This window comes from Constrictibacter sp. MBR-5 (assembly GCF_040549485.1).
GTDB lineage: Bacteria > Pseudomonadota > Alphaproteobacteria > JAJUGE01 > JAJUGE01 > Constrictibacter.
Genome location: NZ_JBEPTK010000012.1, coordinates 56,722 through 80,305, shown reverse-complemented (window position 1 = coordinate 80,305; position 23,584 = coordinate 56,722). Strand labels below are relative to the sequence as shown.

Annotated in this window: 25 protein-coding genes and 1 tRNA gene; 19 read left to right on the top strand and 7 right to left on the bottom strand. The window is 70.2% G+C overall.

Translation table 11 applies throughout. The features are described from left to right. The first annotated feature begins 14 nt into the window (after positions 1-14). The 5 genes from ABIE65_RS20865 (at position 15) to ABIE65_RS20845 (ending at position 4,558) form a co-directional block, all read left to right on the top strand. Positions 15-467, top strand: a complete 453-nt coding sequence (locus tag ABIE65_RS20865) for an Lrp/AsnC family transcriptional regulator (protein WP_354080410.1) — start codon at positions 15-17, stop codon at positions 465-467. Between the two features lie 187 nt (positions 468-654). Continuing rightward, positions 655-1,515 carry an FAD binding domain-containing protein gene (locus ABIE65_RS20860; RefSeq protein WP_354080408.1) on the top strand — a complete coding sequence of 287 codons (861 nt, stop codon included), beginning with the start codon at positions 655-657 and terminating at the stop codon, positions 1,513-1,515. After that, entirely contained in the window at positions 1,516-2,013 is a 498-nt protein-coding gene (locus tag ABIE65_RS20855) for a (2Fe-2S)-binding protein (protein ID WP_354080407.1), read from the top strand. It begins immediately after the preceding gene. After that, positions 2,013-4,304 carry a xanthine dehydrogenase family protein molybdopterin-binding subunit gene (locus tag ABIE65_RS20850; RefSeq protein ID WP_354080406.1) on the top strand — a complete coding sequence of 764 codons (2,292 nt, stop codon included), beginning with the start codon at positions 2,013-2,015 and terminating at the stop codon, positions 4,302-4,304. Before ABIE65_RS20855 ends, ABIE65_RS20850 begins: the two co-directional genes overlap by 1 nt. Before the next feature lie 5 nt (positions 4,305-4,309). Further along, positions 4,310-4,558, top strand: coding sequence for a MoaD/ThiS family protein (locus ABIE65_RS20845; RefSeq protein ID WP_354080405.1), 249 nt, complete (start codon positions 4,310-4,312; stop codon positions 4,556-4,558). Positions 4,559-4,694: 136 nt separating this feature from the next. Here ABIE65_RS20845 and ABIE65_RS20840 read toward each other — a convergent pair whose 3' ends face one another. Continuing rightward, on the bottom strand, positions 4,695-5,879 hold the full coding sequence (locus tag ABIE65_RS20840) for a diaminopropionate ammonia-lyase (protein ID WP_354080404.1): 1,185 nt from the start codon (positions 5,877-5,879) through the stop codon (positions 4,695-4,697). Positions 5,880-6,060: 181 nt separating this feature from the next. On the opposite strand from ABIE65_RS20840, the gene ABIE65_RS20835 reads away from it, so the two are divergent. Beyond that, entirely contained in the window at positions 6,061-6,540 is a 480-nt protein-coding gene (locus ABIE65_RS20835) for a VOC family protein (protein WP_354080402.1), read from the top strand. Positions 6,541-6,589: 49 nt separating this feature from the next. Here ABIE65_RS20835 and ABIE65_RS20830 read toward each other — a convergent pair whose 3' ends face one another. After that, positions 6,590-6,916 (bottom strand): nuclear transport factor 2 family protein, encoded by a 327-nt coding sequence (locus ABIE65_RS20830; RefSeq protein ID WP_354080401.1) that lies wholly within the window; start codon positions 6,914-6,916, stop codon positions 6,590-6,592. A 96-nt stretch (positions 6,917-7,012) separates the two neighbouring features. On the opposite strand from ABIE65_RS20830, the gene ABIE65_RS20825 reads away from it, so the two are divergent. The 5 genes from ABIE65_RS20825 to ABIE65_RS20805 all read left to right on the top strand — a co-directional run bounded on the left by ABIE65_RS20825 (position 7,013) and on the right by ABIE65_RS20805 (position 12,383). After that, positions 7,013-7,369 carry a winged helix-turn-helix transcriptional regulator gene (locus ABIE65_RS20825; protein WP_354080400.1) on the top strand — a complete coding sequence of 119 codons (357 nt, stop codon included), beginning with the start codon at positions 7,013-7,015 and terminating at the stop codon, positions 7,367-7,369. Positions 7,370-7,500: 131 nt separating this feature from the next. Next, positions 7,501-7,585: transfer RNA gene (locus tag ABIE65_RS20820), tRNA-Leu, on the top strand. 141 nt (positions 7,586-7,726) lie between these two features. Further along, positions 7,727-11,116 (top strand): DEAD/DEAH box helicase, encoded by a 3,390-nt coding sequence (locus ABIE65_RS20815; RefSeq protein ID WP_354080398.1) that lies wholly within the window; start codon positions 7,727-7,729, stop codon positions 11,114-11,116. A gap of 67 nt (positions 11,117-11,183) precedes the next feature. Further along, positions 11,184-11,372 carry a hypothetical protein gene (locus ABIE65_RS20810; protein WP_354080396.1) on the top strand — a complete coding sequence of 63 codons (189 nt, stop codon included), beginning with the start codon at positions 11,184-11,186 and terminating at the stop codon, positions 11,370-11,372. A 6-nt stretch (positions 11,373-11,378) separates the two neighbouring features. Continuing rightward, entirely contained in the window at positions 11,379-12,383 is a 1,005-nt protein-coding gene (locus ABIE65_RS20805) for an ATP-dependent DNA ligase (protein WP_354080394.1), read from the top strand. Positions 12,384-12,426: 43 nt separating this feature from the next. On the opposite strand, the gene ABIE65_RS20800 is transcribed toward ABIE65_RS20805, so the two are convergent. After that, a complete protein-coding gene (locus ABIE65_RS20800) occupies positions 12,427-12,879 on the bottom strand; it encodes a DUF1810 domain-containing protein (RefSeq protein ID WP_354080393.1) in 453 nt (150 codons plus the stop codon). Positions 12,880-13,117: 238 nt separating this feature from the next. Here ABIE65_RS20800 and ABIE65_RS20795 point away from each other — a divergent pair, with 238 nt between their 5' ends. Then, positions 13,118-13,678, top strand: a complete 561-nt coding sequence (locus ABIE65_RS20795; protein WP_354080392.1) for a cupin — start codon at positions 13,118-13,120, stop codon at positions 13,676-13,678. An 11-nt stretch (positions 13,679-13,689) separates the two neighbouring features. Here ABIE65_RS20795 and msrB read toward each other — a convergent pair whose 3' ends face one another. Both msrB and ABIE65_RS20785 read right to left on the bottom strand, forming a co-directional pair. Beyond that, positions 13,690-14,148, bottom strand: coding sequence for a peptide-methionine (R)-S-oxide reductase MsrB (msrB, locus tag ABIE65_RS20790; RefSeq protein ID WP_354080391.1), 459 nt, complete (start codon positions 14,146-14,148; stop codon positions 13,690-13,692). Positions 14,149-14,245: 97 nt separating this feature from the next. Beyond that, positions 14,246-15,121, bottom strand: a complete 876-nt coding sequence (locus tag ABIE65_RS20785) for a transglutaminase family protein (RefSeq protein ID WP_354080389.1) — start codon at positions 15,119-15,121, stop codon at positions 14,246-14,248. 364 nt (positions 15,122-15,485) lie between these two features. Here ABIE65_RS20785 and ABIE65_RS20780 point away from each other — a divergent pair, with 364 nt between their 5' ends. Together ABIE65_RS20780 and ABIE65_RS20775 are read left to right on the top strand one after the other, a co-directional pair. Continuing rightward, on the top strand, positions 15,486-15,620 hold the full coding sequence (locus ABIE65_RS20780; RefSeq protein ID WP_354080388.1) for a hypothetical protein: 135 nt from the start codon (positions 15,486-15,488) through the stop codon (positions 15,618-15,620). 172 nt (positions 15,621-15,792) lie between these two features. Beyond that, positions 15,793-17,487, top strand: a complete 1,695-nt coding sequence (locus ABIE65_RS20775) for an AMP-binding protein (protein WP_354080386.1) — start codon at positions 15,793-15,795, stop codon at positions 17,485-17,487. A gap of 27 nt (positions 17,488-17,514) precedes the next feature. On the opposite strand, the gene ABIE65_RS20770 is transcribed toward ABIE65_RS20775, so the two are convergent. Then, a complete protein-coding gene (locus tag ABIE65_RS20770) occupies positions 17,515-18,276 on the bottom strand; it encodes an NRDE family protein (protein WP_354080385.1) in 762 nt (253 codons plus the stop codon). 141 nt (positions 18,277-18,417) lie between these two features. Here ABIE65_RS20770 and ABIE65_RS20765 point away from each other — a divergent pair, with 141 nt between their 5' ends. Beyond that, positions 18,418-18,738, top strand: coding sequence for a DUF1476 domain-containing protein (locus tag ABIE65_RS20765; RefSeq protein ID WP_354080383.1), 321 nt, complete (start codon positions 18,418-18,420; stop codon positions 18,736-18,738). 82 nt (positions 18,739-18,820) lie between these two features. Here the strand turns inward: ABIE65_RS20765 and mepK are convergent, their stop codons facing one another. Further along, entirely contained in the window at positions 18,821-19,399 is a 579-nt protein-coding gene (mepK, locus tag ABIE65_RS20760; protein WP_502918559.1) for a peptidoglycan L,D-endopeptidase MepK, read from the bottom strand. Positions 19,400-19,715: 316 nt separating this feature from the next. Between mepK and ABIE65_RS20755 the strand changes: the two genes are divergently transcribed. Genes ABIE65_RS20755 through ABIE65_RS20740 form a run of 4 tightly spaced genes read left to right on the top strand, consistent with a single transcriptional unit; the run spans position 19,716 to position 23,496 of the window. Continuing rightward, positions 19,716-21,809: a SpoIIE family protein phosphatase gene (locus ABIE65_RS20755; protein ID WP_354080380.1), complete on the top strand. Its 2,094-nt coding sequence runs from the start codon at positions 19,716-19,718 to the stop codon at positions 21,807-21,809. A gap of 26 nt (positions 21,810-21,835) precedes the next feature. Then, positions 21,836-22,384, top strand: a complete 549-nt coding sequence (locus ABIE65_RS20750) for a SiaB family protein kinase (RefSeq protein ID WP_354080378.1) — start codon at positions 21,836-21,838, stop codon at positions 22,382-22,384. 17 nt (positions 22,385-22,401) lie between these two features. Further along, positions 22,402-22,788, top strand: coding sequence for a biofilm regulation phosphoprotein SiaC (gene siaC, locus ABIE65_RS20745; RefSeq protein ID WP_354080377.1), 387 nt, complete (start codon positions 22,402-22,404; stop codon positions 22,786-22,788). A 6-nt stretch (positions 22,789-22,794) separates the two neighbouring features. Beyond that, entirely contained in the window at positions 22,795-23,496 is a 702-nt protein-coding gene (locus ABIE65_RS20740) for a diguanylate cyclase (RefSeq protein WP_354080376.1), read from the top strand. The last annotated feature ends 88 nt before the right edge of the window (positions 23,497-23,584 follow it).

The following is a 23,584-nucleotide window of genomic DNA, read 5'->3' as shown; positions in this document are numbered from 1 at the left end:
AGGGGCCCGGAGAGATGGACGACATCGACCGCAAGATCCTGCGCGCCATCCAGGAGGACGCGAGCCTGTCGCTGGCCGAGATCGCCGGGCGCGTCGGCCTGTCGCCGACGCCCTGCTGGAAGCGCATCCAGAAGCTGGAGAAGCAGGGGGTGATCCTGAAGCGCGTGGCGCTGCTCGACCCGGCCAGCGTCGGCAGCGGCGTCACCGTCTTCGTCAGCGTCAGCACGGGCGAGCATTCGGGCGAGTGGCTGGAACGGTTCGCCGAGGCGGTCAGCGCCATGCCCGAGGTGGTGGAGTTCTACCGGATGGCCGGCGACGTCGACTACATGCTGCGCGTCGTCGTGCCGGACATCGCCGCCTACGACCGCTTCTACAAGAAGCTCATCGCAGGGTTGCACCTGACGAACGTCACCTCGCGCTTCGCAATGGAGACGATCAAGTACACGACGGCCGTACCGGTGCGCTGATTTCCGCGGCTCGCTGCCGTGTTCGCGGCCGGGTACGGAAACATTTCGGGACCCGGTAGCGCGCGGGCCGGCGAGCACGTAAGCTTAGACGCGGGGATGGAAGAGCCAACCCAGCAACAGGGGCGCCGACGGGGCCTCGGCCGCGTCCAGTGCCCAGCCAACGAAGCCAGGGATGGATATGGACGGATTGCGATATGTAGCGCCCGCGACGGTTGACGAGGCCGTGGCGGCGTTGGCGGGGGCGACCGGGACGGCGAAGCTGCTGTCCGGCGGGACCGACCTTCTCGTTCAGTTGCGATCGGGCCGCGTGCGTCCCGATCTGATCGTCGACACGAAGCGGATCCCGGGGCTGATCGGGATTAAGGAAGAGAATGGCGGCTTCGTCATCGGCGCCGCGACGTCGGGGGCGATTCTCGACGAGCACGAAGCGCTGAAGCAGGCGTGGCCGGGCGTCGTCGAGGGCATGGAGCTGATCGGCTCGACCCAGGTGCAGGGCCGGGCCAGCCTGGTCGGCAACCTGTGCAACGCCTCGCCGGCGGCGGACAGCGTGCCGGCGCTCATTGCCGCGCGGGCAACCTGCGTCATCGCCGGGTCGAAGGGCCAGCGCGAGGCGCCGGTCGAGACCATCGCCACCGGTCCCGGCAAGACGTCGCTGGCGCGCGACGAGATGATCATCGCCATCAAGCTGCCGAAGCGGCCGGCCCATGCGGCGGACGCTTATCTGCGCTTCATCCCGCGCACCGAGATGGACATCGCCGTCGTCGGCGCCGCCGTCAACGTGACGCTGGACGGCAGCGGCACATGCACCGACGCCATGGTCGTCCTGGGCGCCGTGGCGCCGACGGCGGTCATCGTGCCGGATGCCGCGAAGGCCCTGATCGGCAGCAAGCTCGACGACGCGGCGCTCGAGAAGCTCGACGCGGCGGCACGCGCCGCCTGCAAGCCGATCGACGACAAGCGCGGCACCATCGAATACCGCACAAAGGTCGCCGGCGTCCTCGCACGCCGCGCGGCCGCGATTGCATTCAAGCGCGCAGGGGAGCGCTAAATGGCCAAGACGCACGTCACCACCACCATCAACGGCGAGCCGACCGAGTTCCTGTGCGAGCCGCACCAGACCCTGCTCGACGTCCTGCGTGACGAGCTCGGGCTGACCGGCAGCAAGGAAGGCTGCAGCTCGGGCGACTGCGGCGCCTGCAGCGTGACGGTCGACGACCGGCTCGTCTGCTCGTGCCTGATGCTGGCCGCCGAGGCCGAGGGCCATTCGATCGGCACGATCGAAGGCATGGCCCAGGGTGAGAAGCTGCACCCGCTGCAGCAGCATTTCCTCCAGGAAGGCGCGCTGCAGTGCGGCTTCTGCACGCCGGGGCTGCTCGTCGCGGCGAAGTCGCTGCTCGACAATCATCCGAACCCGACCGAGACCGAGGCGCGCTACTGGCTGGCCGGCAACCTCTGCCGCTGCACCGGCTACGATAAGGTCATCAAGGCGGTGATGGGGGCGGCCGCGGAGCTGCGCGGCGAAACCACGAGCCAAGCGAGGGCATGATGAACCACGTCAGCGATCCCAAGAAGCTCAAGGTCGTAGGTACCCGCCCGATCCGTCCGGACGGTGCGGACAAGGTCACCGGGCGCGCCAGTTTCGGCGCCGACATGAGCCTCCCGGGCATGCTGACTGGCGCCATCAAGCGCAGCCCGCACGCCCATGCGCGCATCCTCTCGATCGACACGTCCAAGGCCGAGGCCCTGCCCGGCGTGAAGGCGGTCGTTTCGGCGAAGGACTTTCCCGAGATCGCCTCGGAGGAAGCCTTCGTCGGCGAGGGGCCGATGAACTTCCGCGACCTGTCGCGGAACTGCATGGCGCGCGACAAGGTGCTCTACGAGGGCCACGCGGTCGCCGCGGTGGCCGCGACCTCGCCGGGCGTCGCCGCCCGGGCGGTCGAGCTGATCGAGGTGCAGTACGAGGTTCTGCCGCACGTCATCGACGTCGAGGAGGCGATGGCGGACGGCGCCCCGCTGCTGCACGACGACGTCTTCACGGCCGGCGTCTCGCCGAAGCCGGAGAAGCCGTCCAACGTGGCCAAGCGGGTGGAATTCATCCTGGGCGACGTCGACGCCGCCATGAAGACGGCAGAAGTGGTCGTCGAGGGCCGCTACACCACCAAGCCGGTGCATCAGGCCTATATCGAGCCGCACGCCTGCGTCGCCTCGGTCAGCGCCGACGGCCAGGCGCAGGTCTGGTGTTCCAGCCAGGGCCAGTTCATGGTTCGCGCCTACTGCGCCAAGCTGCTGGGCATGGAACTGTCGGACATCCGCGTGATGCCGGCAGAGATCGGCGGCGGCTTCGGCGGCAAGACGCTCGTCTATCTCGAGCCGCTGGCCGTGGCGCTGTCGCGCAAGTCCGGCCGGCCGGTCCGCATGGTGATGAGCCGCGAGGACGTGTTCCGCGCCACCGGGCCGACCTCGGGCGGCGTGGTCGAGGTCAAGCTGGGTGCGACGAAGGACGGCCGCATCGTCGCGGCCGAATGCCTGCTGAAGTTCCAGGCGGGCGCCTTCCCGGGTTCTCCGGTACAGCCGGCGGCGATGACCGCCTTCGCCTGCTACGACCTGGAGAACGTCAAGGTCGTCGGCTTCGACGTGGTCAGCAACCGGCCCAAGGTCGCCGCCTATCGGGCGCCCGGCGCGCCGATCTCGGCCTTCGGCGTCGAGAGCGCGGTGGACGATCTGGCGCGCGCACTGAACATGGATCCCATCGCGCTGCGCGAGAAGAACGCGGCGAAGGACGGGACCAAGGCGGCCTACGGACCGACCCTGAAGGACATCGGCTTCATTGAGACGCTGGAAGCGGCGAAGAACCATCCGAACATGCAGGTGAAGCTCGGCCCGAACCAGGGCCGCGGCGTCGCCTGCGGCTTCTGGTTCAACATCGGCGGCGAGTCGAGCGGCGCCGTCCACGTCAACGAGGACGGCACGGTCGTCGTCGTGTCGGGCAACCCCGACATCGGCGGCAGCCGCGCCTCGATGGCGATGATGGCGGCCGAGGTGCTCGGCATACCGGTCGAACGGGTGCGGCCGATCGTCGGCGACACCGCGTCGATCGGCTACTCCTTCCTGACCGGCGGCAGCCGCGTCACCTTCGCCACCGGCATGGCGGTCAGCCAGGCCGCGGAGAAGGTGGTCGAGCAGCTGAAGGCCCGTGCCGCTGCCCTCTGGGACATCAGCGCCGAGGCGGTGGAGTGGCGCGACGGCACGGCCTATCCGGCCGGCCCGAACGCCGGAGAGTTCGAGCCGCTGCCGCTCGCCGAGATCGCGTCCAAGTCCGGGCGTACCGGCGGGCCGATCACGGCCGAGGTCTCGGTCAACGCCCAGGGCGCCGGTCCCGGCTACGCGACGCATGTCTGCGACGTCGAGGTCGACCGCGAGACCGGGCACGTCACCATCCTGCGCTACACGGCGGTGCAGGACGTCGGCCGGGCGATCCACCCGACCTATGTGGAAGGGCAGATCCAGGGCGGCGTCACCCAGGGTGTCGGCTGGGCGCTGAACGAGGAGTACATCTACAACGCCAAGGGCCTGCTGGAGAATCCCGGCTTCCTCGACTATCGCGTGCCGGTCGCGTCCGACCTGCCGATGATCGACGCGGTCATGATCGAGGTGCCGAACCCGCGCCATCCCTTCGGCGCCAAGGGCGTCGGCGAGGTGCCGATCGTGCCGCCCATGGCGGCGGTGGCGAACGCCATCCGCGACGCCATCGGCGTGCGCATGCACGACCTGCCGATGTCGCCGCCGAAGATCCGTGCCGCCCTCGACGCCGGCGAACTGCCGATGGCGGCGGAGTAGGGCCGATGGCCCGTGTCTTCGTCTCGGGCTCGGTCGCCCGCCACCTCACCGGTGGCGAGACCGAATTCGAGGTGAAGGCGGACACGGTCGGCCGCCTCGTCCGCGAACTCGACCGCCGCTTTCCCGGCCTGGGCAACCAGGTCGAGGAAAGCATGGCGGTCGCCATCGACGGCGTGATCTGCCAGGACACGCTGATGGAGCCGATCCCGCCCGACAGCGAGATCCACCTGATCCCGAAGATCGCCGGGGGGTGAGTTCGGCCCTACGGCATCCTTCGAGACGCGTGCTGCGCACGCTCCTCAGGACGAGGTTTTTTTCCGGAAATAGAGGAAACCTCATGCTGAGGAGCCGCCGCAGGCGGCGTCTTGAAGCACGGACCGCCGCGCGACCTCACCCCACCGCGGCCGGATCCATCCCGACCAGCTCGCGGTAGCGCCCGGCGTCCGTTGCACCCTCCGTGTTCACCACCAGTACCCGCGACCTTCCATCCAGCCCGATCGCCGCGCGCGCGGCAGGGTCGCCCGACGCGGCGATCAGCCCTGCCAGTCCCGCTCCGCCGCTCTCGCCGGCGACGATTGCGGGGTCGCCCGCGGCCGGCCGCGCCAGCCGGTTCATCACCGCCACGGCCTCGTCGTCGGTCACCGTCATGAAGGCGTCGGCGACGCGCGACAGCACCCGCCACGCGACCAGCGACGGCTCGTAGCATTCCAGCATCGCCATCACCGTCGGCTCGCCGTGCGCGATCTTGGCCATGCCGCCGTCGCGCGCGCAGGCGAAGATGCAGGCCGCCCGCTCCGGCTCGACGACGGTGAAGACCGGGCGGCGGTCGCCCAGGACGAGCGCCATGTGCGCCGCCGCCGCGGCCGCGATGCCGCCGACGCCGGCCTGCACGAAGACGTGCGTCGGCGGCTCCGGCAGGGCGACCAGTGCCTCGTGCACCAGGACGGTGTAGCCCTGCATCACGAGGCCGGGCACCCGCTCGTAGCCGGGCCACGACGTGTCCGACACCAGCGTCCAGCCCCGCCGCCCGGCGACGCGCGCCGCCTCCTCCACCGAATCGTCGTAGGTGCCGTCGACCCGCACCATCTCCGCGCCGAAGCGGGCGATGGCCGCCACGCGGTCTTCGGTGACGCGCGCGTGTACGAAGATGACCGCATTCGCGCCGACCAGCTGCGCGCCCTGCGCCACCGAGCGCCCGTGATTGCCGTCCGTGGCGCAGCAGAAGGTGAGGCCCGCGGCGACCGCGCGCACGTCCGGCGACTGCAGGTCGGCGGCCTCGACTCTGCGGCCGAGCGCCCGCCCGGCCTCTTCCTGCACGATCCGGATCACCGCATAGGCGCCGCCCAGCGCCTTGAAGCTGCCGAGGCCCAGGCGATGGCCCTCGTCCTTCACATGCACGGCGGCCACGCCCAGTCCGCGCGCCAGACCGGGCAGGGCGTGCAGCGGCGTCGGCCGATACTCCGGCCGCAGCGCCACCACCTCCAGCGCCGCCGCCGCCGCCTCGGCCCCCAGCGTCGCCGCATCGGCGGGGTCGAGCGCGTGGCGATAGGCGGGGTCGGTGTTCAGGATCAGCATGGCGGGACCTCCTCGCCGTAATGCTTACCGCAAATCGGCCGATCTGTGAGCATCCGGATCGTCCGTGCAGGACGATCCGGCCGGCGGACGCCCTTGAGCGCGGCAGGCGGGACGGGCACTCTCCCGCACGGCACCGATGGCGGGGACGGCGCCGACTGCCTGTTCGGACATGAGGAGTCACATGTCGAAGATCAGCACCTGTCTCTGGTTCGCGACGGACGCCGAGGAAGCCGTCCGCCACTACACCTCCCTGATCCCCGGCTCGGGGATCGAGTACGTCCTGCGCTCGCCCGGCCCGTGGCCCGGCGGACAGGCCGGGGAGGTCATCCTGATCACGTTCACTCTGGACGGGCAGCAGTATCAGGCGCTCAACGGCGGCAACGCCGCCGACTACGGCACCGCCGCCTCGATCTCGGTGTCGTGCGCGGATCAGGCGGAGGTCGACCGGCTCTGGGCGGCGCTGACGGCGAACGGTGGCCAGGAAGTCGCCTGCGGCTGGCTGCGCGACCGCTGGGGCGTGCCGTGGCAGATCGTCCCCGAAGCGCTGCCCCGCCTCCTCGCCGACCCGGACCCAGCGGTTTCGGCCCGCGTGTTCCAGGCGATGCAGACCATGGTCAAACTCGACGTCGCCACCCTGGAGCGCGCCGCGGCGGGGGGATGACGGCCGGCTGTCGGACGTTACAATCTGAGGTCGCGTTGCGGGTCGACGCTCATGGCGCGATCTCCAGCCGCGCGATCACGTCGCCGTCGACGGTAAATTTGTAGCGCAGGTCGATCGGGCTGCCGGGGAAGGTGCCGGTGACGCGGCTCGTCACCACGACCAGGGCGTCATCCTGCGCTGTACCGATCGGCTCGCTCACAAAATCGTACTTCGTGGCCGCTTCGAACGCCCATCGCGCTATGGCTTCCCGGCCGACGTGGGTGTTCCTCTCGTCGCTGACGACGGCGTCGGGGGCGAAGCAACGGGCGATCGCTGCACCGTCCTTCGCGTCGGCGGCGAAATAGGCGGCGATGGGGGCAGGCATCGGGATGGTCATTGGGGGTCTCCGGCTCGTCTTGCGTCCCCGCTGAGATCGACCTAACTTGCGTTAATCGCAAGAACCTACCGAAAAGTAAGGTACTCACCGAAAAGTATGGGACGCGAATACACCCGCGAGACCGCTGCCCAGGGTGTGGAGCAGGCCCTCGGCCTGCTCGAAGGTCGGTGGAAGCTGGTGATCCTGTTTCATCTCTTCGGCGGAAACGTCATGCGCTTCTCTGACCTCGAGCGCGCCATACCCGCCGTGTCCCAGAAGATGCTGATCCAGCAACTTCGGCAGATGGAAAAGGACGGCATCGTGCGCCGGATCGTCCATCATCAGGTCCCGCCCAAGGTCGAATACTGCCTGACCGACTGGGGGCAGGCGCTGTGTCCCGCGCTCGATGCCTTGCTGACCTGGGCCGCTCAGCGGGAAGATCCGCCGGTCCCGCGCGCCTCGCCGGAAGACTGACCGAGGTACGGGTCGAGCCGTTACGGTTCGGACGCTGAACACCCGCGCCTCCCGTCTGGCATTTCGGCGGCATGTGCAATATTAGGGATGCAGAGCTACCTCCGGGGCGGAATGCACCGGGTTTGCGCCGTGCGGGCGTGGTGGAATTGGTAGACGCGCCGGACTCAAAATCCGGTTCCGCAAGGAGTGTCGGTTCGAGTCCGACCGCCCGCACCATCATCCTGAACATCGCTTTTCGTCGCCCGGCTTCTCGTCCCCCCGGCTTCTCGTCTCGCGGCCGCATCGACGGTGCCGGGATAGATTCCGCGCCGCCGGCGTTTGTGGCGGCCGGCATCTGCCGCCGGCCAGGACGAGCCGATGCTGGACCACACCGACAACCCGCACGACGCCGCTTCGCGCGCCGACGCGGCAATGGATGAGCGCGGGAACGAGCGCGGGGACGCGCCCCCGGAACAGCCGGTCGGCGCGTGGGCAGCCGCACTCCTGCGGCTGGCGGCGGAACGGCGCGCCGGCCCGATCGTCGCGGTGGCGCGGCACAGCCGGCGGGCGGACGACCTGCGCGCGATCCTGGCGGCGTTCGCCCCCGACCTGAAGGTGGCGCCGCTGCCGGCATGGGATTGCCTGCCGTTCGACGGGACGCCGCCCTCGTCCGGGGTGATGGGCGTGCGCGCCGGCACGCTGCGCTGGCTCGCCGACCGGACCAACCCGCCCGACCTGGTGGTGACGACGCCGGCGGCGGTCCTTCAGCGGGTTCCGCCGCAGGCGGTCTGGCGCTCGGCCCATCTGGAATTCCGGCTGGGCGACGTGTTGGACACGGAGGCCGTCGAGCGGCACCTCGTCCGCCGCGGCTACGTGCATGACGATTGCGTCGACGAGCCCGGCGAGTTCGCCTTCCGCGGCCGCGTGCTCGACCTTTTCCCGGCGGCGGCCCCGCGGCCGTGCCGCGTCGAGTTCGACGAAGACGGCAGGATCGCCGGCATCCGCTCCTACGACCCGGCGACGCAGCGCTCCGTCGCCGAGGCCGAGCTGCTGGAAGTGGATCCCGCGTCGGAGATCGTCGCGACGGATGACGAGATCCCGCAGCGGCGCGACGTGCAGTGGCTGCCCGAATACTACGCGACGCTGCAAACCCTGTTCGACTATGTGCCCGGCGCCCTGCTGGTGGCGGAGCCGGCGGCGCGGGAGAGGGCGGAGACCTTCCTGGAACAGGTCGAGGAGGGCTTCCGCCTGCGCATGGACCTGCGCTCGGAGGCGGCGGACCGGCGGCGGCCGGTCGCGCCGGAGCGGCTGTACCTGACCGCGGCCGAATGGCAGGGCGGTCTTAAGGAACAGGGGTGCGACGCGGCGACACTGCACGCGGACCAGCCGCCGGCGGAACGAGTGCCGCACTTCGCCGCGGCCGGCGCGGGCGAGGAGGGCTTCGGGCCGTTCCTTGATCGGCAGATCGATGAAGGCCGGAAGCCGGTCCTGGCGGCGTCGTCGCCGCGACTCCTGCGCCGGCTGGAGCGGCAGGCGGAAAAAGCCACGAAACGGACGCCGGAACGTGTCGCCGACTGGCGCGCGGTCGCCGGCGCCGCGCCCGGCACGCTGCTGAGCATCGCGGCGCCCGTGCCGGAGGGCTTCGCCGATCCCGAAGCCGATGCCGTGGTGATCACCCCCGTCGAAGTGTTCGGCATCGCGGATGCCGGCGCCGCGGACGACGTGCCGGAGCGCCTCCCGTTCGATGCGGACGGGCTGAGGGTCGGCGATGCGGTGGTTCACCTGGAGCAGGGTGTCGGCCTCCTCGAAGGGCTGGAAACAATCGCCACCCCCGACGGCGCGGGAAGCTGCGAACTGATCCGGCTCCGCTACGCCGATGACGCGATCGTTATGCTGCCCGTCCACGAGGCGGGGGCGCTCTGGCGGCACGGCGCCGACGCGGAAACCGTCAGCCTGGACAAGCCGGAGAGCGAAAGCTGGAAGCGGCGCCGCGCCGCCGTGGAAGCCGATATCGCGGCCACGGCGGAACGGCTGACGGCGCTGGCGAAGGCGCGCAGCGGCAGGCGCGCGCCGGCGCTGGTGCCGCCGCCGCGCGTCTTCGCGCGGTTCGCCGGGCGTTTCCCCCATCCGCTGACGCCGGACCAGACGCGGGCCGCCGATGCGGTCCTCGCCGATCTCGCCGCCGGGCGGCCGATGGACCGGCTCGTCTGCGGCGACGTTGGGTTCGGCAAGACCGAGATCGCCCTGCGCGCCGCCGCCGCTGCGGTGCTCGCCGGGCGGCAGGCCGTGGTCATGGCGCCGACGACGATCCTCGTGCGGCAGCATCTCCAGACCTTCCGGCGCCGGTTCGCGCCGTTCGGCATTGCGGTCGAGGAGCTTTCGCGGATGGTCGCACCGGCGCGGGCGCGGCGGGTGAAGGCGGGACTCGCCGACGGCACGTTGCGTCTGGTGATCGGCACGCAGGCGCTGGCCGCGAAGAGCCTCCGGTTCGACGCGCTCGGGCTGGTGATCGTCGACGAGGAGCACAAATTCGGTGCCGCGCAGAAGGAGAAGATGCGCAGGCTGGCGGCCGGCGCGCACCTGCTCACGCTGACGGCGACGCCGATCCCGCGGACGCTGGAGACCAGCCTCATCGGCCTCCAGGACGTCAGCGTCGTGGCGACGCCGCCGGCGCAGCGTCAGCCGGTGCGGACCGTGGTGACGCCCTTCGACGAGGGCGTGGTGCGCCAGGCGCTGATGCGCGAGCGGGCACGCGGCGGCCAGAGCTTCGTCGTCTGTCCGCGGATCGAGGACATCGAGCCGATGGCCGCACGGCTGCGGGCGGCGGTGCCGGAACTGGACCTGAGCGTCGCGCACGGCAAGCTGCCGGCCGCCGACCTGGACCAGGTGATGATCGGGTTCGCCGACGGCGAGGGCGACGTGCTGCTGGCGACCAACATCGTCGAGAGCGGCCTGGACGTGCCGCGCGCCAACACGATGATCGTCTGGCGGTCCGACCGGTTCGGCCTCGCCCAGTTGCACCAGCTGCGCGGGCGGGTCGGCCGCGGCGCGCTGCGCGGGACGACGTTCCTGACGACCGACCCGTCGCAGAAGGTCGCCGCCGCCACGGCGAAGCGCCTGCACACGCTGGAGGCCGCGGGCGGGCTGGCGGCAGGTTTCGCCATCAGCGAGCGCGACATGGAGATGCGCGGCACCGGCGACCTGTTCGGGCCGGAGCAGGCGGGGCGGATCAAGCTGATCGGCACAGGCCTCTACCGGCGCCTGCTCGCGCGCGCCACGGCCGCCGCGCGCGGCGAAGCGGCCGAGGACTGGACGCCTGAGCTGCACATCGGCACCGGCGGTCATGTCCCGAAGGAGCATGTGCCCGAGGACGAGGTGCGCCTCAACCTCTACGCCCGCATCTATGGAGCGGAGGACGAGCAGGCGCTGGAGGCGCTGGAAGATGAAATGACGGACCGCTTCGGCCCGTCGCCGCCGCCGCTGCAGGACCTGTTCGCCGCCGCGCGGCTGGTCCTGTCGTGTCGCCGCCTGCGCATCGCGCGGCTGGACGCCGGACCCCAGGGTGTCGCCGCGACCTTCCGCGGCAAGCCGCCGTCGTTCCGGGCCGGGTCGCTCGAGAAGGCGGGCATGGTGTGGCGCAACGACCGGCTGGTCCGCACCGGGACGGACGAGGCCCCGCATGCGCCCCTCGCGGCCGCGTCGGACTTTCTGGCACTGGTCGCCTCCCACGCAGGCCGGGAGTCCGCCTGCGATTCGGCGTCGGGATAGACGGATCGAACCCGATGCGGCTGTCGCGGTTTCTTGTTCATTCTCCCGAAGGGCGGTGGAGATCGGCATGAGCGCGCGGAAGAACGACAGCGACAAGGCGTCCGGTGGTCCCCGACGCGACGCGGAGAAGGCGGCCGGCGAGCCGCAGCGCAGCCGCGAAGAGGGGGCGGCCACGACGACGGGGCCTGCGCAGCCGATCGATGTGGACCGTGTCGATCCGGCCCGTGCCGGGTCCGACAGGCCGAAGGGCGCCTGAGGCGCGATGAAGCCCGCCTTCGCACTGCCGCTCGACACGCAGCCGATGGAGGCACGGTCGGCCGACATCGTCCCGGAGGAGGGCGGGCCGTGGCTGTACGAGCCGAAGTGGGACGGCTTCCGATGCCTCGCCTTCAAATCCGGCGAGGCCGTCGACCTGCGTGCCAAGTCCGGCAAGCCGCTGGGGCGCTATTTTCCCGAGATCGTCGCGATGCTGGGCGCGCTGCCGGCCTGCCGCGCCGTGGTCGACGGCGAGATCGTCATTGCCGACGCGGACGGACCGGCCTTCGACGCGCTGCAAATGCGGCTCCATCCGGCCGAAGGCCGGGTCCGCAAGCTCGCCGCAGAGACGCCGGCGCAGCTGATCCTGTTCGACATGCTGGCCGATCCCGACGGCCGGAGCCTGCTCGATGTGCCGCTCAGCCGGAGGCGGCGAGCTCTGGAAGATTTCGTCGCCGCGGCCGATCGCGAGAACCTGACCCTGTCGCGCTGTACGCGCGATGCGGCGGAGGCGAAGGCGTGGCTCGGCGAGTCCGGGCATGGCGCGACGGACGGGGTCGTGGCGAAGCTGCTGGAGGGCGGCTACGAGGCCGGCGCGCGCACGATGGTCAAGGTGAAGCGGCTGCGCACCGCGGACTGCGTCGTGGGCGGCTTCCGCTATCTCGCCGCCCGGCGGCAGGTCGGATCGCTGCTGCTCGGTCTCTACAACGCGGCTGGCGAACTCGACCACGTCGGCTTCACCTCGACCATCGCGAACGAGGCGCGGGCGGAACTCACGGAGCGGCTGGAGGCGCTGCGCGCGCCGCCCGGCTTCGACGGCAAGGCGCCCGGCGGCCAGAGCCGCTGGAGCACCGAGCGCAGTGGCGCCTGGGAGCCGCTGCGGCCGGAGCTGGTCGTGGAGGTCCGCTTCGACCAGGTGACAGGGCGCCGTTTCCGCCACGGCACGAAGCTTTTGCGCTGGCGACCCGACAAGGCGCCCCGGCAGTGCGGCTTCAACCAGCTTTCCGGGTGAAGCCGACGGCGGCAGGCGGGCGGGGCGCCCTACAGGCGGGGGGTCACCTGGCGCCGGTGCCGCGGTCGGCGGCGTCCAGCAGCCTGAGGGTCGCATCGTCGCGGCGCCCGCCGAACCAGCGGTCCAGCGCGTCACCGAACGCCGGCTCGCCGCTCGCCGCCTCGAACAGCGTCAGGGACGAGCGCAGCTTCGTCGCGTCGATGTCGCCGAAGACCCGGACCGGGTCGGGATCCGGCACGTCGGCGAGTGCCGCCACGCAGTCGCGCAGCCGTGCGCCCAGCAGCGGATGGTCGAGATAGGCCTGTGCCTCGGCGCGCGAGCCGATCGCGTAGCGTTGCGCCATCGGGCTGCGGCCCAGGCCGGCGATCTGCGGAAAGACGTACCACATCCAGTGGGTGCGCTTGTCACCGGCCCTGATCTCGGCCAGCGCCGCATCGTAGTTCGCCGCCTGCGCACTCACGAACCGCTCCAGGTCGAACCGGTCGCCTTCGGTCATCCGCCTCTCCGTCTGCCGGGATCACCCCGGCACAATGCGACGGATCCGCTTCCGGTTCAGCACTGCCCGGATCAAGTTGCAGCGGTGACTTCGAACTCCGGTATCCTCGTCCATGTAGCTAGCTCGCCCTTTTCGCTGTACGCGATGGACCGGCTTGGCGCCGGGGAGGCGGGAACCCGGTGGGCCACCGGCGTGTCCCACCAGCGATCTCTTATTTCCGAACCCAAGGAGACGCAGGATGGCCGAAATCCCGGACCAGCGCCCCGACCGGTCGAACGCTTCCGCCGGTGGCGGTGCGACCGTCGAGACACTGCGGCTCGCGAAGAACGGCTGGGTACCGAACAATCCGGACCTGCCGGTCCTGCACTGGCGGGACGCCGTCCACGGTGTGCCCGGCGACGAACTCGCGTCGCGGCTGGAGGAGGCGTTCGCGCGGAACGGGTGGCCGCCGCAGTGGCGCTACGGCGTCTACGACTATCACCACTATCACGATGCGGCGCACGAGGTGCTGGGCTGCGCCGCGGGGACCGCGCAGCTCGTGTTGGGCGGCCCCGGCGGGCCGGAGGTGGCGGTCGGGGCCGGCGACGTGCTGGTGCTGCCGGCGGGGACCGGCCACTGCTGCGTCGCGGCCAGCGCCGAGTTCTTCATGGTCGGCGCCTATCCGCCGGGGCAGCGCGGGGATATCCGCCGGGAGGCGCCGACCGCGGAGATGGCGGAGCGGATCCGCCACGTCCCCTATCCGGCGTCCGATCCGGTTGCCGGCGCCGACGGGCCGCTGCTATCGCACTGGCCGGGCTAGGTAAAGCTTCGTCACCCGGCGGAGCGGATGTCCTCGACCTGCGGCAGGTAGGCGCCGTAGCCCTCGGCCTCCATGTCGTCGCGGTGGACGAATCGCAGGGAGGCGGAATTGATGCAGTAGCGCAGGCCGCCGCGGTCGCGCGGGCCGTCCGGGAAGACGTGGCCGAGATGGCTGTCGCCATGGCTGGAGCGCACCTCGACGCGGATCATGCCGTGCGAGACGTCGCGCAGTTCCGCGATGTTGGCGGGCTCGATCGGCTTGGTGAAGCTCGGCCAGCCGCAGCCGGACTCGTATTTGTCGGCCGAGGCGAACAGCGGCTCGCCCGACACGATGTCGACGTAGATGCCGGGCTCCTTGTTGTGCAGGTAGGCGCCGGTGCCGGGGCGTTCCGTGCCGCTCTCCTGGGTCACCCAGAACTGTTCCGGGGTCAGTTTAGCGATCGCCTCGGGGCTCTTTCGATAGGTCGGCATCTCATCCTCCTCGCCGCTCCGCCGCCACCCGGCGCGGAGGTCATCGATTGCCCAGGAACTGGGCGCTGCCCGCGGGGTCTTCAACGGCGCCGACCCTTCAGGAGGTAACCGCGACCTCCACCGACAGGTCGCGGAACGCGTCCGTCATGCCGACGAAGCTGCCGGAGACCGGCGTCGTCTGGTCGATGTGGCGGGCCACCGCGACCGGAATGAGGTTGAAGCCGCCGACGCTGCGGTTGGTCGGATCGAAGGTGATCCAGCCGGCACCGGGCACATAGACCTCGGCCCAGGCATGGGTCGAGCCGGCACCGTCGGTGCCCGCGAGCGTCCTGTCTGGATTGTGCAGGTAGCCGGACACGATGCGCGCGCCGAAGCCCAGGCTGCGCGCCGCCTCGGCGAACAGCACGGCGAAGTCGCGGCACGAGCCCCAGCCGCGGGCGAGCGTCTCGACCGGCGCCTGGGTGCCCTCGTCGTCGCGGCTCTGATAGTTCACCCACGCCGCGACCCCGTTGCTCAGGTCCTTGAGCAGCGACAGCGTGTCGGTCGGGTCGCTCCGCACGAAGCCGCGCGCCCAGTCGCCGAGCCGGCCGGCCGGGTCCGGATATTGCTGCACCGTCATGGCGCCCAGGTCGGTCCAGTCGTCGTCGGCATAGCGGAACGGATAGGAGATCGCCGACGCCGCGATGGGGAACACCGGCCAAGCCGCCGCGTGCAGTTCCAGCACCGTGAAGCTGTCGATGATCAGCCGGTCCGTCATGACGCCGAAGGTCGCCGTCGCCACGGCGTTGCCGGCGACGTCGTGCGCCCAGGTCACCGCCGCGTCGGGCGTCACCCTGATCTCGCTCGACAGCAGGTGCAGGTCGCGGCTCTCGCGCGGCCGCAGCATTAGGCGGTGCGGGCCGAGGCTGACCGGCACGTGATAGCGATAGGTGGTGCGGTGGCGGATGGTGAGGGTGATCAGCGGAAGCTCCAAGACGGGGCGCCTGGACGGAAACGCGTCTGCGCCGGTTCCGTCGCGCGCCTTCGGGCCGGAACTGTTCCGGCAAGGATACTCTCTCCACCGCGACGATGCCCGTGCCATCGTCGGCCCGAAGATTCCCGCCCGAAGATTCCCGCCCGAAGATTCCGGCCCGAAGATTCCGGGAGGCGAAGCGCGAAAGCGCGCTATGGTGATCGCCTGTCGGAGACGCGCCCGAGACGCCGGGCGGTGCCATCGACGCCAGGTCGGTTGCGGAACGGCCTACGGGTGCGATGCCCGTGGGTCTGCGGACGGGATGCCCCGGCTGCAGGTGTCTTTCTGCCGACCCGATGACGGGCCGGATACGCGGGAGAGCGGGATGGCCAAGGGACAGAAGCGCAGCAATCGCGAGATCAAGAAGCCGAAGGCGACGAAGGCCGTCGCCGCGGCGCCGTCCTCCTCGACGCTGCTGAGCAAGGTGCCTGCCGCACCGGGCGCCAAGAAGAAGGGCTGACGGCAGAATCCCGCCGCGGCGCGTCCCGCCTTTCCGTCCCGCGGCGTCGTTGTTGCGGGCCGCGCGGATCGGTGGCTAAGCTTCCCCGGGGCACGCGCCGCCGCCCGCAGGGCGCGGCCTTCGCCTCGAACCGACGCCCGCGCAGACGGGCGCGCATCCGGGAGGTTAGCCCATGGCTGAAGCCGTGCTCAGCTATGTCAACGGCCTGTGCGACACCCCGCTGCTGGGGGAGACGATCGGCCGGAACTTCGACCGGACCGTCGCCGTCCACGGCGACCGGCCGGGCCTGATCGTCCGCCAGCAGGGCGTGCGCTGGACCTATGCCGAGCTCGGCGCCAGGGTGGACGCCCTCGCCGCCGGCCTGCTGGCATTGGGACTGGAGCCCGGCGACCGCATCGGTATCTGGTCGCCCAACAATTTCGAATGGGTCGTCACCCAGTTCGCCACGGCCAAGGCCGGCCTGGTCCTGGTCAACATCAACCCGGCCTACCGCCTGACCGAGGTCGAGTATGCCCTCAACAAGGTCGGCTGCCGGGCGCTGATCACGGCCACGCGCTTCAAGACGTCGGACTATGTCGGCATGGTCAATGCGCTGGCGCCGGAACTGGCGTCGTGCCAGCCGGGGCAGCTGAAGGCGGCGCGTCTGCCGACGCTGGAGATCGTCGTCGAGATCGCCGATGCGCCGTCGCCCGGCATGATCGGCTTCGGCGACATCTACGGCTTCGGCACGGCCCGGGAGCGCGAGCGGCTCGCCGCGCTGGCCGGGACGCTGCAGTTCGACGACCCGATCAACATCCAGTTCACCTCCGGCACCACCGGCTCGCCGAAGGGTGCGACGCTGACGCACCACAACATCCTCAACAACGGCTATTTCGTCGGCGAGGGCATGCGCCTCGGGCCGGAGGACCGGCTCTGCATCCCGGTGCCGCTCTACCACTGCTTCGGCATGGTGCTGGGGAATCTCGCCTGCACGACGCACGGGTCGGCCATGGTCTATCCGGGGGAGGGGTTCGACCCGCTGGCGACTCTGCAGACGGTCGCCGAGGAGCGCTGCACCGGCCTGCACGGCGTGCCGACGATGTTCATCGCGCAGATGGAACATCCCCAATTCAAGTCCTTCGACCTCTCCTCGCTGCGCACCGGCATCATGGCCGGCGCGCCGTGCCCGATCGAGGTGATGCGCCGTGCCGTCTCCGCCATGCACCTGGAGGAGATCACCATCTGCTACGGCATGACGGAGACCAGCCCGGTCAGCTTCCAGACCGGCATCGAGGATCCGCTGGAGCGGCGCGTCTCCAGCGTCGGGCGCGTCCATCCGCACCTGGAGGTGAAGATCGTCGACGCGGACGGGCGGGTCGTGCCGCGCGGCGTGCCGGGCGAGCTCTGCACTCGCGGCTATGCGGTGATGCTGGGCTACTGGGGCGACGAGGAGCGCACCGCCCAGGCGATCGACGCGGCGCGCTGGATGCACACCGGCGACCTCGCCGTGATCGACGAGGCCGGCTTCTGCAACATCGTCGGCCGCATCAAGGACATGGTCATCCGCGGCGGCGAGAACATCTATCCGCGCGAGGTGGAGGAGTTCCTCTACCGGCACCCGAAGATCGAGGATGTGCAGGTCTTCGGCGTGCCCGACCACCGCTTCGGCGAGGAGCTGTGCGCGTGGATCAAGGTGCGCGCCGGCGAGAGCCTCACCGCCGAGGAGGTCCGCGACTTCTGCCGCGACCAGATCGCCCACTACAAGGTGCCGCGCAACATCCGCTTCGTCGACGAATTCCCGATGACGGTCACCGGCAAGGTGCAGAAGTTCGTGATGCGCGAGGAGACGATCCGCGAGCTCGGGCTGGACGCGAAAGAGAGGGCTTGAGGCGGCGCGTCAGCCGGGCGGCGACTGCTACAGGTCGACCGGTTCGTAGGCGCCGCGCTGCGGGATCGTCGCGGCGAATCGCCAGATCGGCCTGGTGTCGGTGCCGCGGGCGGGAATGCCGATCAGCGAACTCGACACCGTGCCGAAGCCCCAGCCCGTGTCGACATGCATCGCGGCGTTCGGATCGTCCGCACCCGCCGCGCGGTCGCGGCCGTCGAGCAGCGCCGCCCAGGCCTCCCAGTCGTTGGCCGACGGGTCGGGCGGCGGTGCCGCGCGGAAGCGCGGCAGGTAGAGACGGGTGCGGTCGGACGCCTCCGTGTCGTTCAGGTCCCAGGCGGTGACCATCGATACGCCCGGCGGTACCGGCGTCACTCTTACGCCGCCGGCACCGCGGTCGCCGAGATTGCGGATCCAGAAGGCGTCGCGGTCGTCGCCGACGATCATGTTGAACGCCCGATAGGCGCTGCCGTCGAGCATGGCGAGCGCCGCCGCCGCCGCCGCTGCGTCGGCATGGTCGAGCGCGTCCAGGACGAGTTCGCCGCGGCTGCGCTTGTCGGGTGCGGGGCCGAGCGAGTGCCGCCGGTTCAGGATCGCGGCGACGACGCCGTGGTCGTTGAGGCCGAGCCAACTGCCGCCCGCCAGTTCGTCCAGGCCCGCCACGACCTCGGGCCGGTCGGGCCAGTGGCGCGCCGGCGCCCGCCAGGGCCGCTCCAGGAGTTCGTCCCGGTTCGCCGCGACGATCAGCGGCCAGGCCGCATTGGGCCGGCGGAGCAGGACGACGGTACACATGCGGCGAAGCGCTTCCCAAGTTTCGGTACACCTGTCGGACCGGCGCCGTTATAACCTGCGCCCTGGATCCATGCCATGCGGTGCCGGGCGCGACGGCCGGGCCGGGCCGGCGGGGACGACGACGGAAGACCGGAGAATCAGATGTCCACCTTCGACGATCGCGAGCGCCAGTTCGAGGCCAAGTACAGCCACGATCAGGACCTGCAGTTTAAGGTTCAGGTGCGCCGAAACCGGCTCCTCGGCCAGTGGGCCGCCGAGCGGATGCAGCTGACGGGCGACGCCAGCGACGCCTATGCCAAGGAGGTCGTCTCGTCCGACTTCGACAAGCCCGGCGACGAGGACGTGCTGCAGAAGGTCCTGGCCGATCTCAACGCCAAGGGCGTGAACGTCGACGCGCGCGACGTGCGGATCAAGATGAACGAGCTTCTGGCCGTCGCGAAGAAGCAGATCATGGAGGCCTGAGTCGGGAAAGCCTGAGTCAAAGACCCGGGTCGGCCGTCGGTCCGGTGCGCGGGCGACGGCTTGACGCCCGCCCGGGCCGCGCTCACCAGTCGCGAACCGGGCCGACGTCGACGTGGACGAAATCGGAGCTGGGATAGTAACCGACGCCGCCGCTGCGCAGGCTCATCGCCGCCTTGCGGATCTTGGGCAGGTCGCGGCCCGGGACGTTCAGGTCCATCGCCATGGCGCGCATGTGATAGCTGTTGCGCGCGACCCCACTGCTCCGGCGGCGCAAGGCCGCGTTCGTCACCGGCGAACGATAGCCGGAGATGATCTCGAAGGGTTCGCTGGTTTCCAGCCGGCCGTTGAGCCGATGGAGAAGGTCGATCAGATCCTTGTCGATCGGCTTCACCTTGCCGGTGCGGTGGTCGCGCATGATCTTGTCGATCTCGCGCATCGCGTCGCGCACATACTTGCCGTTTTCCCAGTAGACGGCCTTCAGCTTCTCGCCGGTGTGCAGGTTGTAGAGATTGACCGAGCGGGCGCCCTTCACCGGGGTTCCGGGCCGGCCGGACGCCGTTCGGGTCGCCCCCGCCAGGGCGGAGACCGGACTCATCGCCACCGCAGCGGCTGCGCCGACTTGGAGGAGTGATCGGCGGCTCAGGAGTCGGGTCGACGTCATAGTCTCTGCTGCTCCGTATGGCGGACGACGGAATGTCGCGGGGGCGACGCGGGGAACCTTCATGGAAGTTGGTGGTTGTTCCTTTGCGGTAGCATGCGCGCGTCCGGCGCCTCAACCGGGAAATTTACCGTGTTGTGCGCCATATCGCTTGACAACTGCGCGGCCTGCGTTCCCAGGCCCCACCTTCGAGCAGGAGCGTTAACGCCGGGTAATCGCGGCGGCGCGCCTCGGGTAATCGGTCGTTAACCATCTCGCCGCACTCTCCCGGCGTCGGCGCCCGTGCTCACTGCGGGACGGCCCGCTTCGGGACGGAATCATGGTTTCTCTGCAGGTGGAGACGAACGCTCCCGCACGGCAGCCCGGAGTCCGGCCGGTCCGGGGCATGCTCGCGCCACTCGGCATTCGCGCCCGCGCCGCCCTCGTCCTCCTCGCGACGTTTCTCGCCGTGGCCTTGCCGTCGCTCTGGCTGCTGATGGCGGTGATCGACCGCCTGACCGAGCATTACGGCATGCGCTACGCTCGCGACAACGCCGCACTCCAGAAGGAGCGGCTGCTGTCGCCGACCCTGCGCGACCTCGTCCTGGCGCGCAAGCTGGCGGACTCGCCCGTGATCAGGTCGTGGGCGCGCAACGAGTCGGATCCGGCCGTGCACGCGCTCGCGATCGCCGAGCTCGAAAGCTACAAGCGCTTCTTCCAGGACACCGCCTACTTCGTCGCGATCGGGAGCAGCCGGCACTATTATTTCAGCGATGCGCAGAGCGATCCGGCCGCGGTCTCGCAGCCGCGCGAAGCGCTCGACCTGTCGGTGGCGCGCAACGCCTGGTTTCCGACCGCCATGGCGTCGGACGCCCCCTACATGCTCAACGTCGACAATAACGGCCTGCTCGGGGCCACGAAGGTCTGGATCAACGTCCCGATCCGCGACGGCGGCGAGACGCTCGGCATCGCCGGCACGGGAGTCGACCTCGGCGCCTTCGTCACGGCCTTCCTGGCCGACCTCGGCCCCGGCATTTCCGGCATCATCATCGACCGGGGCGGCGCCATCCAGGTTCACGAGAACCGCGACCTGATCGACCTCAACACCCGGTCCAAGGCCGAGGCGGATCGCAGCACCATCTATCGGCGGATGGAGTCGGACGACGACCGCGCCACCCTGCGCGCCGGCCTTGATCGGCTGCAGGCCGGCGCTTCGACGGTGGAGAGCTTCCCGCTGTCCATCGACGGGCGGACGCATCTGGTCGCCGCGACCTTCATGCCGGAACTCGGCTGGTTCAACCTGACGCTGGTGGACCCGTCGGAGGCCTATGGCGCCGGCGAGTTCCTCCCGGTCATTGCCGTGCTGGCGGCGGCCCTGCTGGCGATCGTCGCCATCGTCACGCTCATGCTGAACCGCACCGTGCTGAACCCGCTCCTCGAACTGACGCGTTCGGCGAAGCGCATGGCGGAGGGACGCTACGACGTCTCCGTCGCCAGCGACCGCGGCGACGAGATCGGCGAACTGACACGCGCCTTCCGCCGCATGGCGGCGACCGTGCGCGACCACACGGCCCTGCTCGAGCGTCGCGTGCGCGAGCGCACCGAGGAGCTGACGGTGGCGAACGCCCAGCTGGCCGAATCGAACCTGCAGATCCTCGACAGCATCCGCTGCGCCAAGGTGTTGCAGACCGCGATCCTGCCGCGTCCGGAAATGCTGCGCACCTCCACCGCCGACCACTTCGTCGTCTGGAAGCCGCGCGATCTCGTCGGCGGCGACTTCTATTTCTGCCACGAGGCGCGCGACGGCATCCTGCTGGGCGTGGTGGACTGCACGGGACACGGCGTGCCGGGCGCCTTCATGACGATGCTGGCCCATGCGGTGATCAGCCAAGTCGTGAAGTCCGGCGTCGACGACGACCCGGCGCTGCTGCTGGCGCGCGCCGACGCCACGATCCGCGAAGCCCTCGACCAGCGGGGTGCCGCCGCCGACGCCGGCATGGAGATGGCCGTCTGCCGCATCGTCCCGTCCGAGGGCCGCCTGGTGTTCGCCGGCGCGCGCATCTCGCTCTGGCATGCGGCCGGCGGCGACGTCGCCGAGATCAAGGGCGAGCGCGGCGTCATCGGTTACCGCAGCGCGCGGAATGGCGGCGGCTTCGTCAACCACGCGATCGACTACGGCGCCGACTCCGTCTTCTACCTGACCACCGACGGCGTGCTCGACCAGGCCGGCGGCAACAAGGGCTTTGGCTTCGGGCGCGACCGCTTCGTGGCCATGCTGCGCGAGCACGCCTCGCTGCCCCTCGACCGCCAGGGGGCCGCCTTCGAGGCGCTGATCGCCGATTACCAGCAGGGCCGGCCGCAGCGCGACGACATCACCTTCCTCGGCTTCCGCCCGGCAGGGGCGGGGGGTGAGGCTGTCAGCCTCTCATCGTAACAGTCATGTATTTGGAGCCGTCCGCCATGCAGGCGTCCCACCTGTTCGACATCCGGGAGACGTTCAACCGGCAGCAGATCCTGATCTGCTTCAACGGGCCGTTCAGCCGCAGCATCATCGAGGAACTGGGCAACGCCGTCCGCAGCTACATGGAGAGCCAGAGCATCGCCAAAACGGCGATCCTCGACGTCTTCTCGGTGTTCGTCGAGCAGACCCAGAACGTGCGCAACTATCTGGCGGACAAGGCCGCGTCGGGCACCGGGGCCAGCGACCTCGATTCCGGCACCGTCGTCATCGCGCGCACCGACGACCGCTACGTGGTCACGTGCGGCAACGTTATCGAAGCGGGCGACGCGGCGGGTCTCGTCCACCGCCTCGACGCCCTGGCGGCCCTCGACAAGGCGGGGCTGCGTGCGCTCTACAAGGAACAGATGCGCAAACCGCGGTCCGAGACCGGCGACAGCGCCGGCCTCGGCCTGATCGACATGGCGCGCAAGGCGTCGGCGCCGTTGGAGTACAGCGTTCAGCCGCTCGACGACCGGTTCGCCTTCTTCAGCCTGCGTGTCGCCGTATGAACGTGGAATTGGACCCGATGCAGGACCTGGCCATATCCCCCACGGGCACTACCCCCGCCATCCACTTTTCCGCCCGCACGGGCGTGTTGGAGATCCGGGGCGAATCGTATCCCGAGAACGCCTTTGCCTTCTTCGAGCCGCCCATCACGTGGCTACGCCGCTTCATGAGCGAGACCGACACGGCGATCAGGTTCGACGTCGAGGTGGCCTACATGAACACCAGTTCGATCCGGGCGATGGTCGACATGCTCGACCTGCTGGAGCAGGCGCATCTCTTCGGCCGCGACGTCGCCGTCCGCTGGCTGTACGACGAAGAAAACGAGCGCGCGCTCGACATGGGCGAGGAGTTCAAGGAGGACCTCACCCTGCCGTTCGAGATCGTCACGCTCTCGTCGCAGGAATAGACGCCGATGCGCCGCGAAGAGGACGAGTTCATCGCCCGGCTGCGGTCGATCCTGTCGGATCCGGCCAATGTGGGCGACCCGTTGATGATCCCGCTGACCGAGCTGCTCGACCGCCATCTGCGTCAGCGCCGCCTGCTGGAGCGCATCATGCGCATCAGCGACCGCGCCCAGGCGCAGCTGCGCGACGTCAATCTGACGCTGCAGGCGGCATCGCTCACCGACCCTTTGACCGGCCTGGCGAACCGCCGCCACCTGGTCGAACGGTTCCGGCGGGAAGCGATCCGCGCGCAGCGCACCGGCGGCCCGATGGCGGTGCTGATCGCCGACGTCGACAGGTTCAAGGCGGTCAACGATACCTGGGGCCACGAGACGGGCGATGCCGTGCTGGCGGCGATTGCCGACGTGCTCCAGTCCCGTCTCCGCGACTACGACCTCTGCGGCCGCTGGGGCGGCGAGGAGTTCCTCATCCTGCTGCCGGAAACGACCGTGGAGGGCGGTCTCGTCGTCGCCGAGAAGCTGCGTGCTGCCGTCGCCGACTGCCAACCGGGCGGCCTGATGCGCCCGGAGATCCAGGTCTCCCTCAGCGTCGGCGTCGCCGGCTACGATCCGGCCGAGCCGATCGAGGTCTCGATCAGCCGCGCCGACGGCGCGCTCTACGAGGCGAAGACGGCGGGCCGCAACCGCTGCGTCGCGGCGGTGGCGGCCTGAGGCGCGGAATCGGACCGGTTGACAGGGCGCCCCTGCGCGACCCGTAATTCGGCGCAGTCGCGCCCCCGGCATCGCCGGTCGCCCCGTT

Coding starts and splice junctions, on each gene's coding strand:
- ABIE65_RS20765 (WP_354080383.1), top strand. CDS start 18,418: ATGTCCACCTTCGACGATCGCGAGCGCCAGTTCGAGGCCAAGTACAGC.
- ABIE65_RS20835 (WP_354080402.1), top strand. CDS start 6,061: ATGTCGAAGATCAGCACCTGTCTCTGGTTCGCGACGGACGCCGAGGAA.
- ABIE65_RS20840 (WP_354080404.1), bottom strand. CDS start 5,879: ATGCTGATCCTGAACACCGACCCCGCCTATCGCCACGCGCTCGACCCC.
- siaC (WP_354080377.1), top strand. CDS start 22,402: ATGCAGGACCTGGCCATATCCCCCACGGGCACTACCCCCGCCATCCAC.
- ABIE65_RS20845 (WP_354080405.1), top strand. CDS start 4,310: ATGGCCCGTGTCTTCGTCTCGGGCTCGGTCGCCCGCCACCTCACCGGT.
- ABIE65_RS20740 (WP_354080376.1), top strand. CDS start 22,795: ATGCGCCGCGAAGAGGACGAGTTCATCGCCCGGCTGCGGTCGATCCTG.
- ABIE65_RS20805 (WP_354080394.1), top strand. CDS start 11,379: ATGAAGCCCGCCTTCGCACTGCCGCTCGACACGCAGCCGATGGAGGCA.
- ABIE65_RS20770 (WP_354080385.1), bottom strand. CDS start 18,276: ATGTGTACCGTCGTCCTGCTCCGCCGGCCCAATGCGGCCTGGCCGCTG.
- ABIE65_RS20750 (WP_354080378.1), top strand. CDS start 21,836: ATGCAGGCGTCCCACCTGTTCGACATCCGGGAGACGTTCAACCGGCAG.
- msrB (WP_354080391.1), bottom strand. CDS start 14,148: ATGCCGACCTATCGAAAGAGCCCCGAGGCGATCGCTAAACTGACCCCG.
- ABIE65_RS20755 (WP_354080380.1), top strand. CDS start 19,716: ATGGTTTCTCTGCAGGTGGAGACGAACGCTCCCGCACGGCAGCCCGGA.
- ABIE65_RS20815 (WP_354080398.1), top strand. CDS start 7,727: ATGCTGGACCACACCGACAACCCGCACGACGCCGCTTCGCGCGCCGAC.
- mepK (WP_502918559.1), bottom strand. CDS start 19,399: ATGACGTCGACCCGACTCCTGAGCCGCCGATCACTCCTCCAAGTCGGC.
- ABIE65_RS20850 (WP_354080406.1), top strand. CDS start 2,013: ATGAACCACGTCAGCGATCCCAAGAAGCTCAAGGTCGTAGGTACCCGC.
- ABIE65_RS20800 (WP_354080393.1), bottom strand. CDS start 12,879: ATGACCGAAGGCGACCGGTTCGACCTGGAGCGGTTCGTGAGTGCGCAG.
- ABIE65_RS20775 (WP_354080386.1), top strand. CDS start 15,793: ATGGCTGAAGCCGTGCTCAGCTATGTCAACGGCCTGTGCGACACCCCG.
- ABIE65_RS20830 (WP_354080401.1), bottom strand. CDS start 6,916: ATGACCATCCCGATGCCTGCCCCCATCGCCGCCTATTTCGCCGCCGAC.
- ABIE65_RS20795 (WP_354080392.1), top strand. CDS start 13,118: ATGGCCGAAATCCCGGACCAGCGCCCCGACCGGTCGAACGCTTCCGCC.
- ABIE65_RS20865 (WP_354080410.1), top strand. CDS start 15: ATGGACGACATCGACCGCAAGATCCTGCGCGCCATCCAGGAGGACGCG.
- ABIE65_RS20780 (WP_354080388.1), top strand. CDS start 15,486: ATGGCCAAGGGACAGAAGCGCAGCAATCGCGAGATCAAGAAGCCGAAG.
- ABIE65_RS20810 (WP_354080396.1), top strand. CDS start 11,184: ATGAGCGCGCGGAAGAACGACAGCGACAAGGCGTCCGGTGGTCCCCGA.
- ABIE65_RS20825 (WP_354080400.1), top strand. CDS start 7,013: ATGGGACGCGAATACACCCGCGAGACCGCTGCCCAGGGTGTGGAGCAG.
- ABIE65_RS20855 (WP_354080407.1), top strand. CDS start 1,516: ATGGCCAAGACGCACGTCACCACCACCATCAACGGCGAGCCGACCGAG.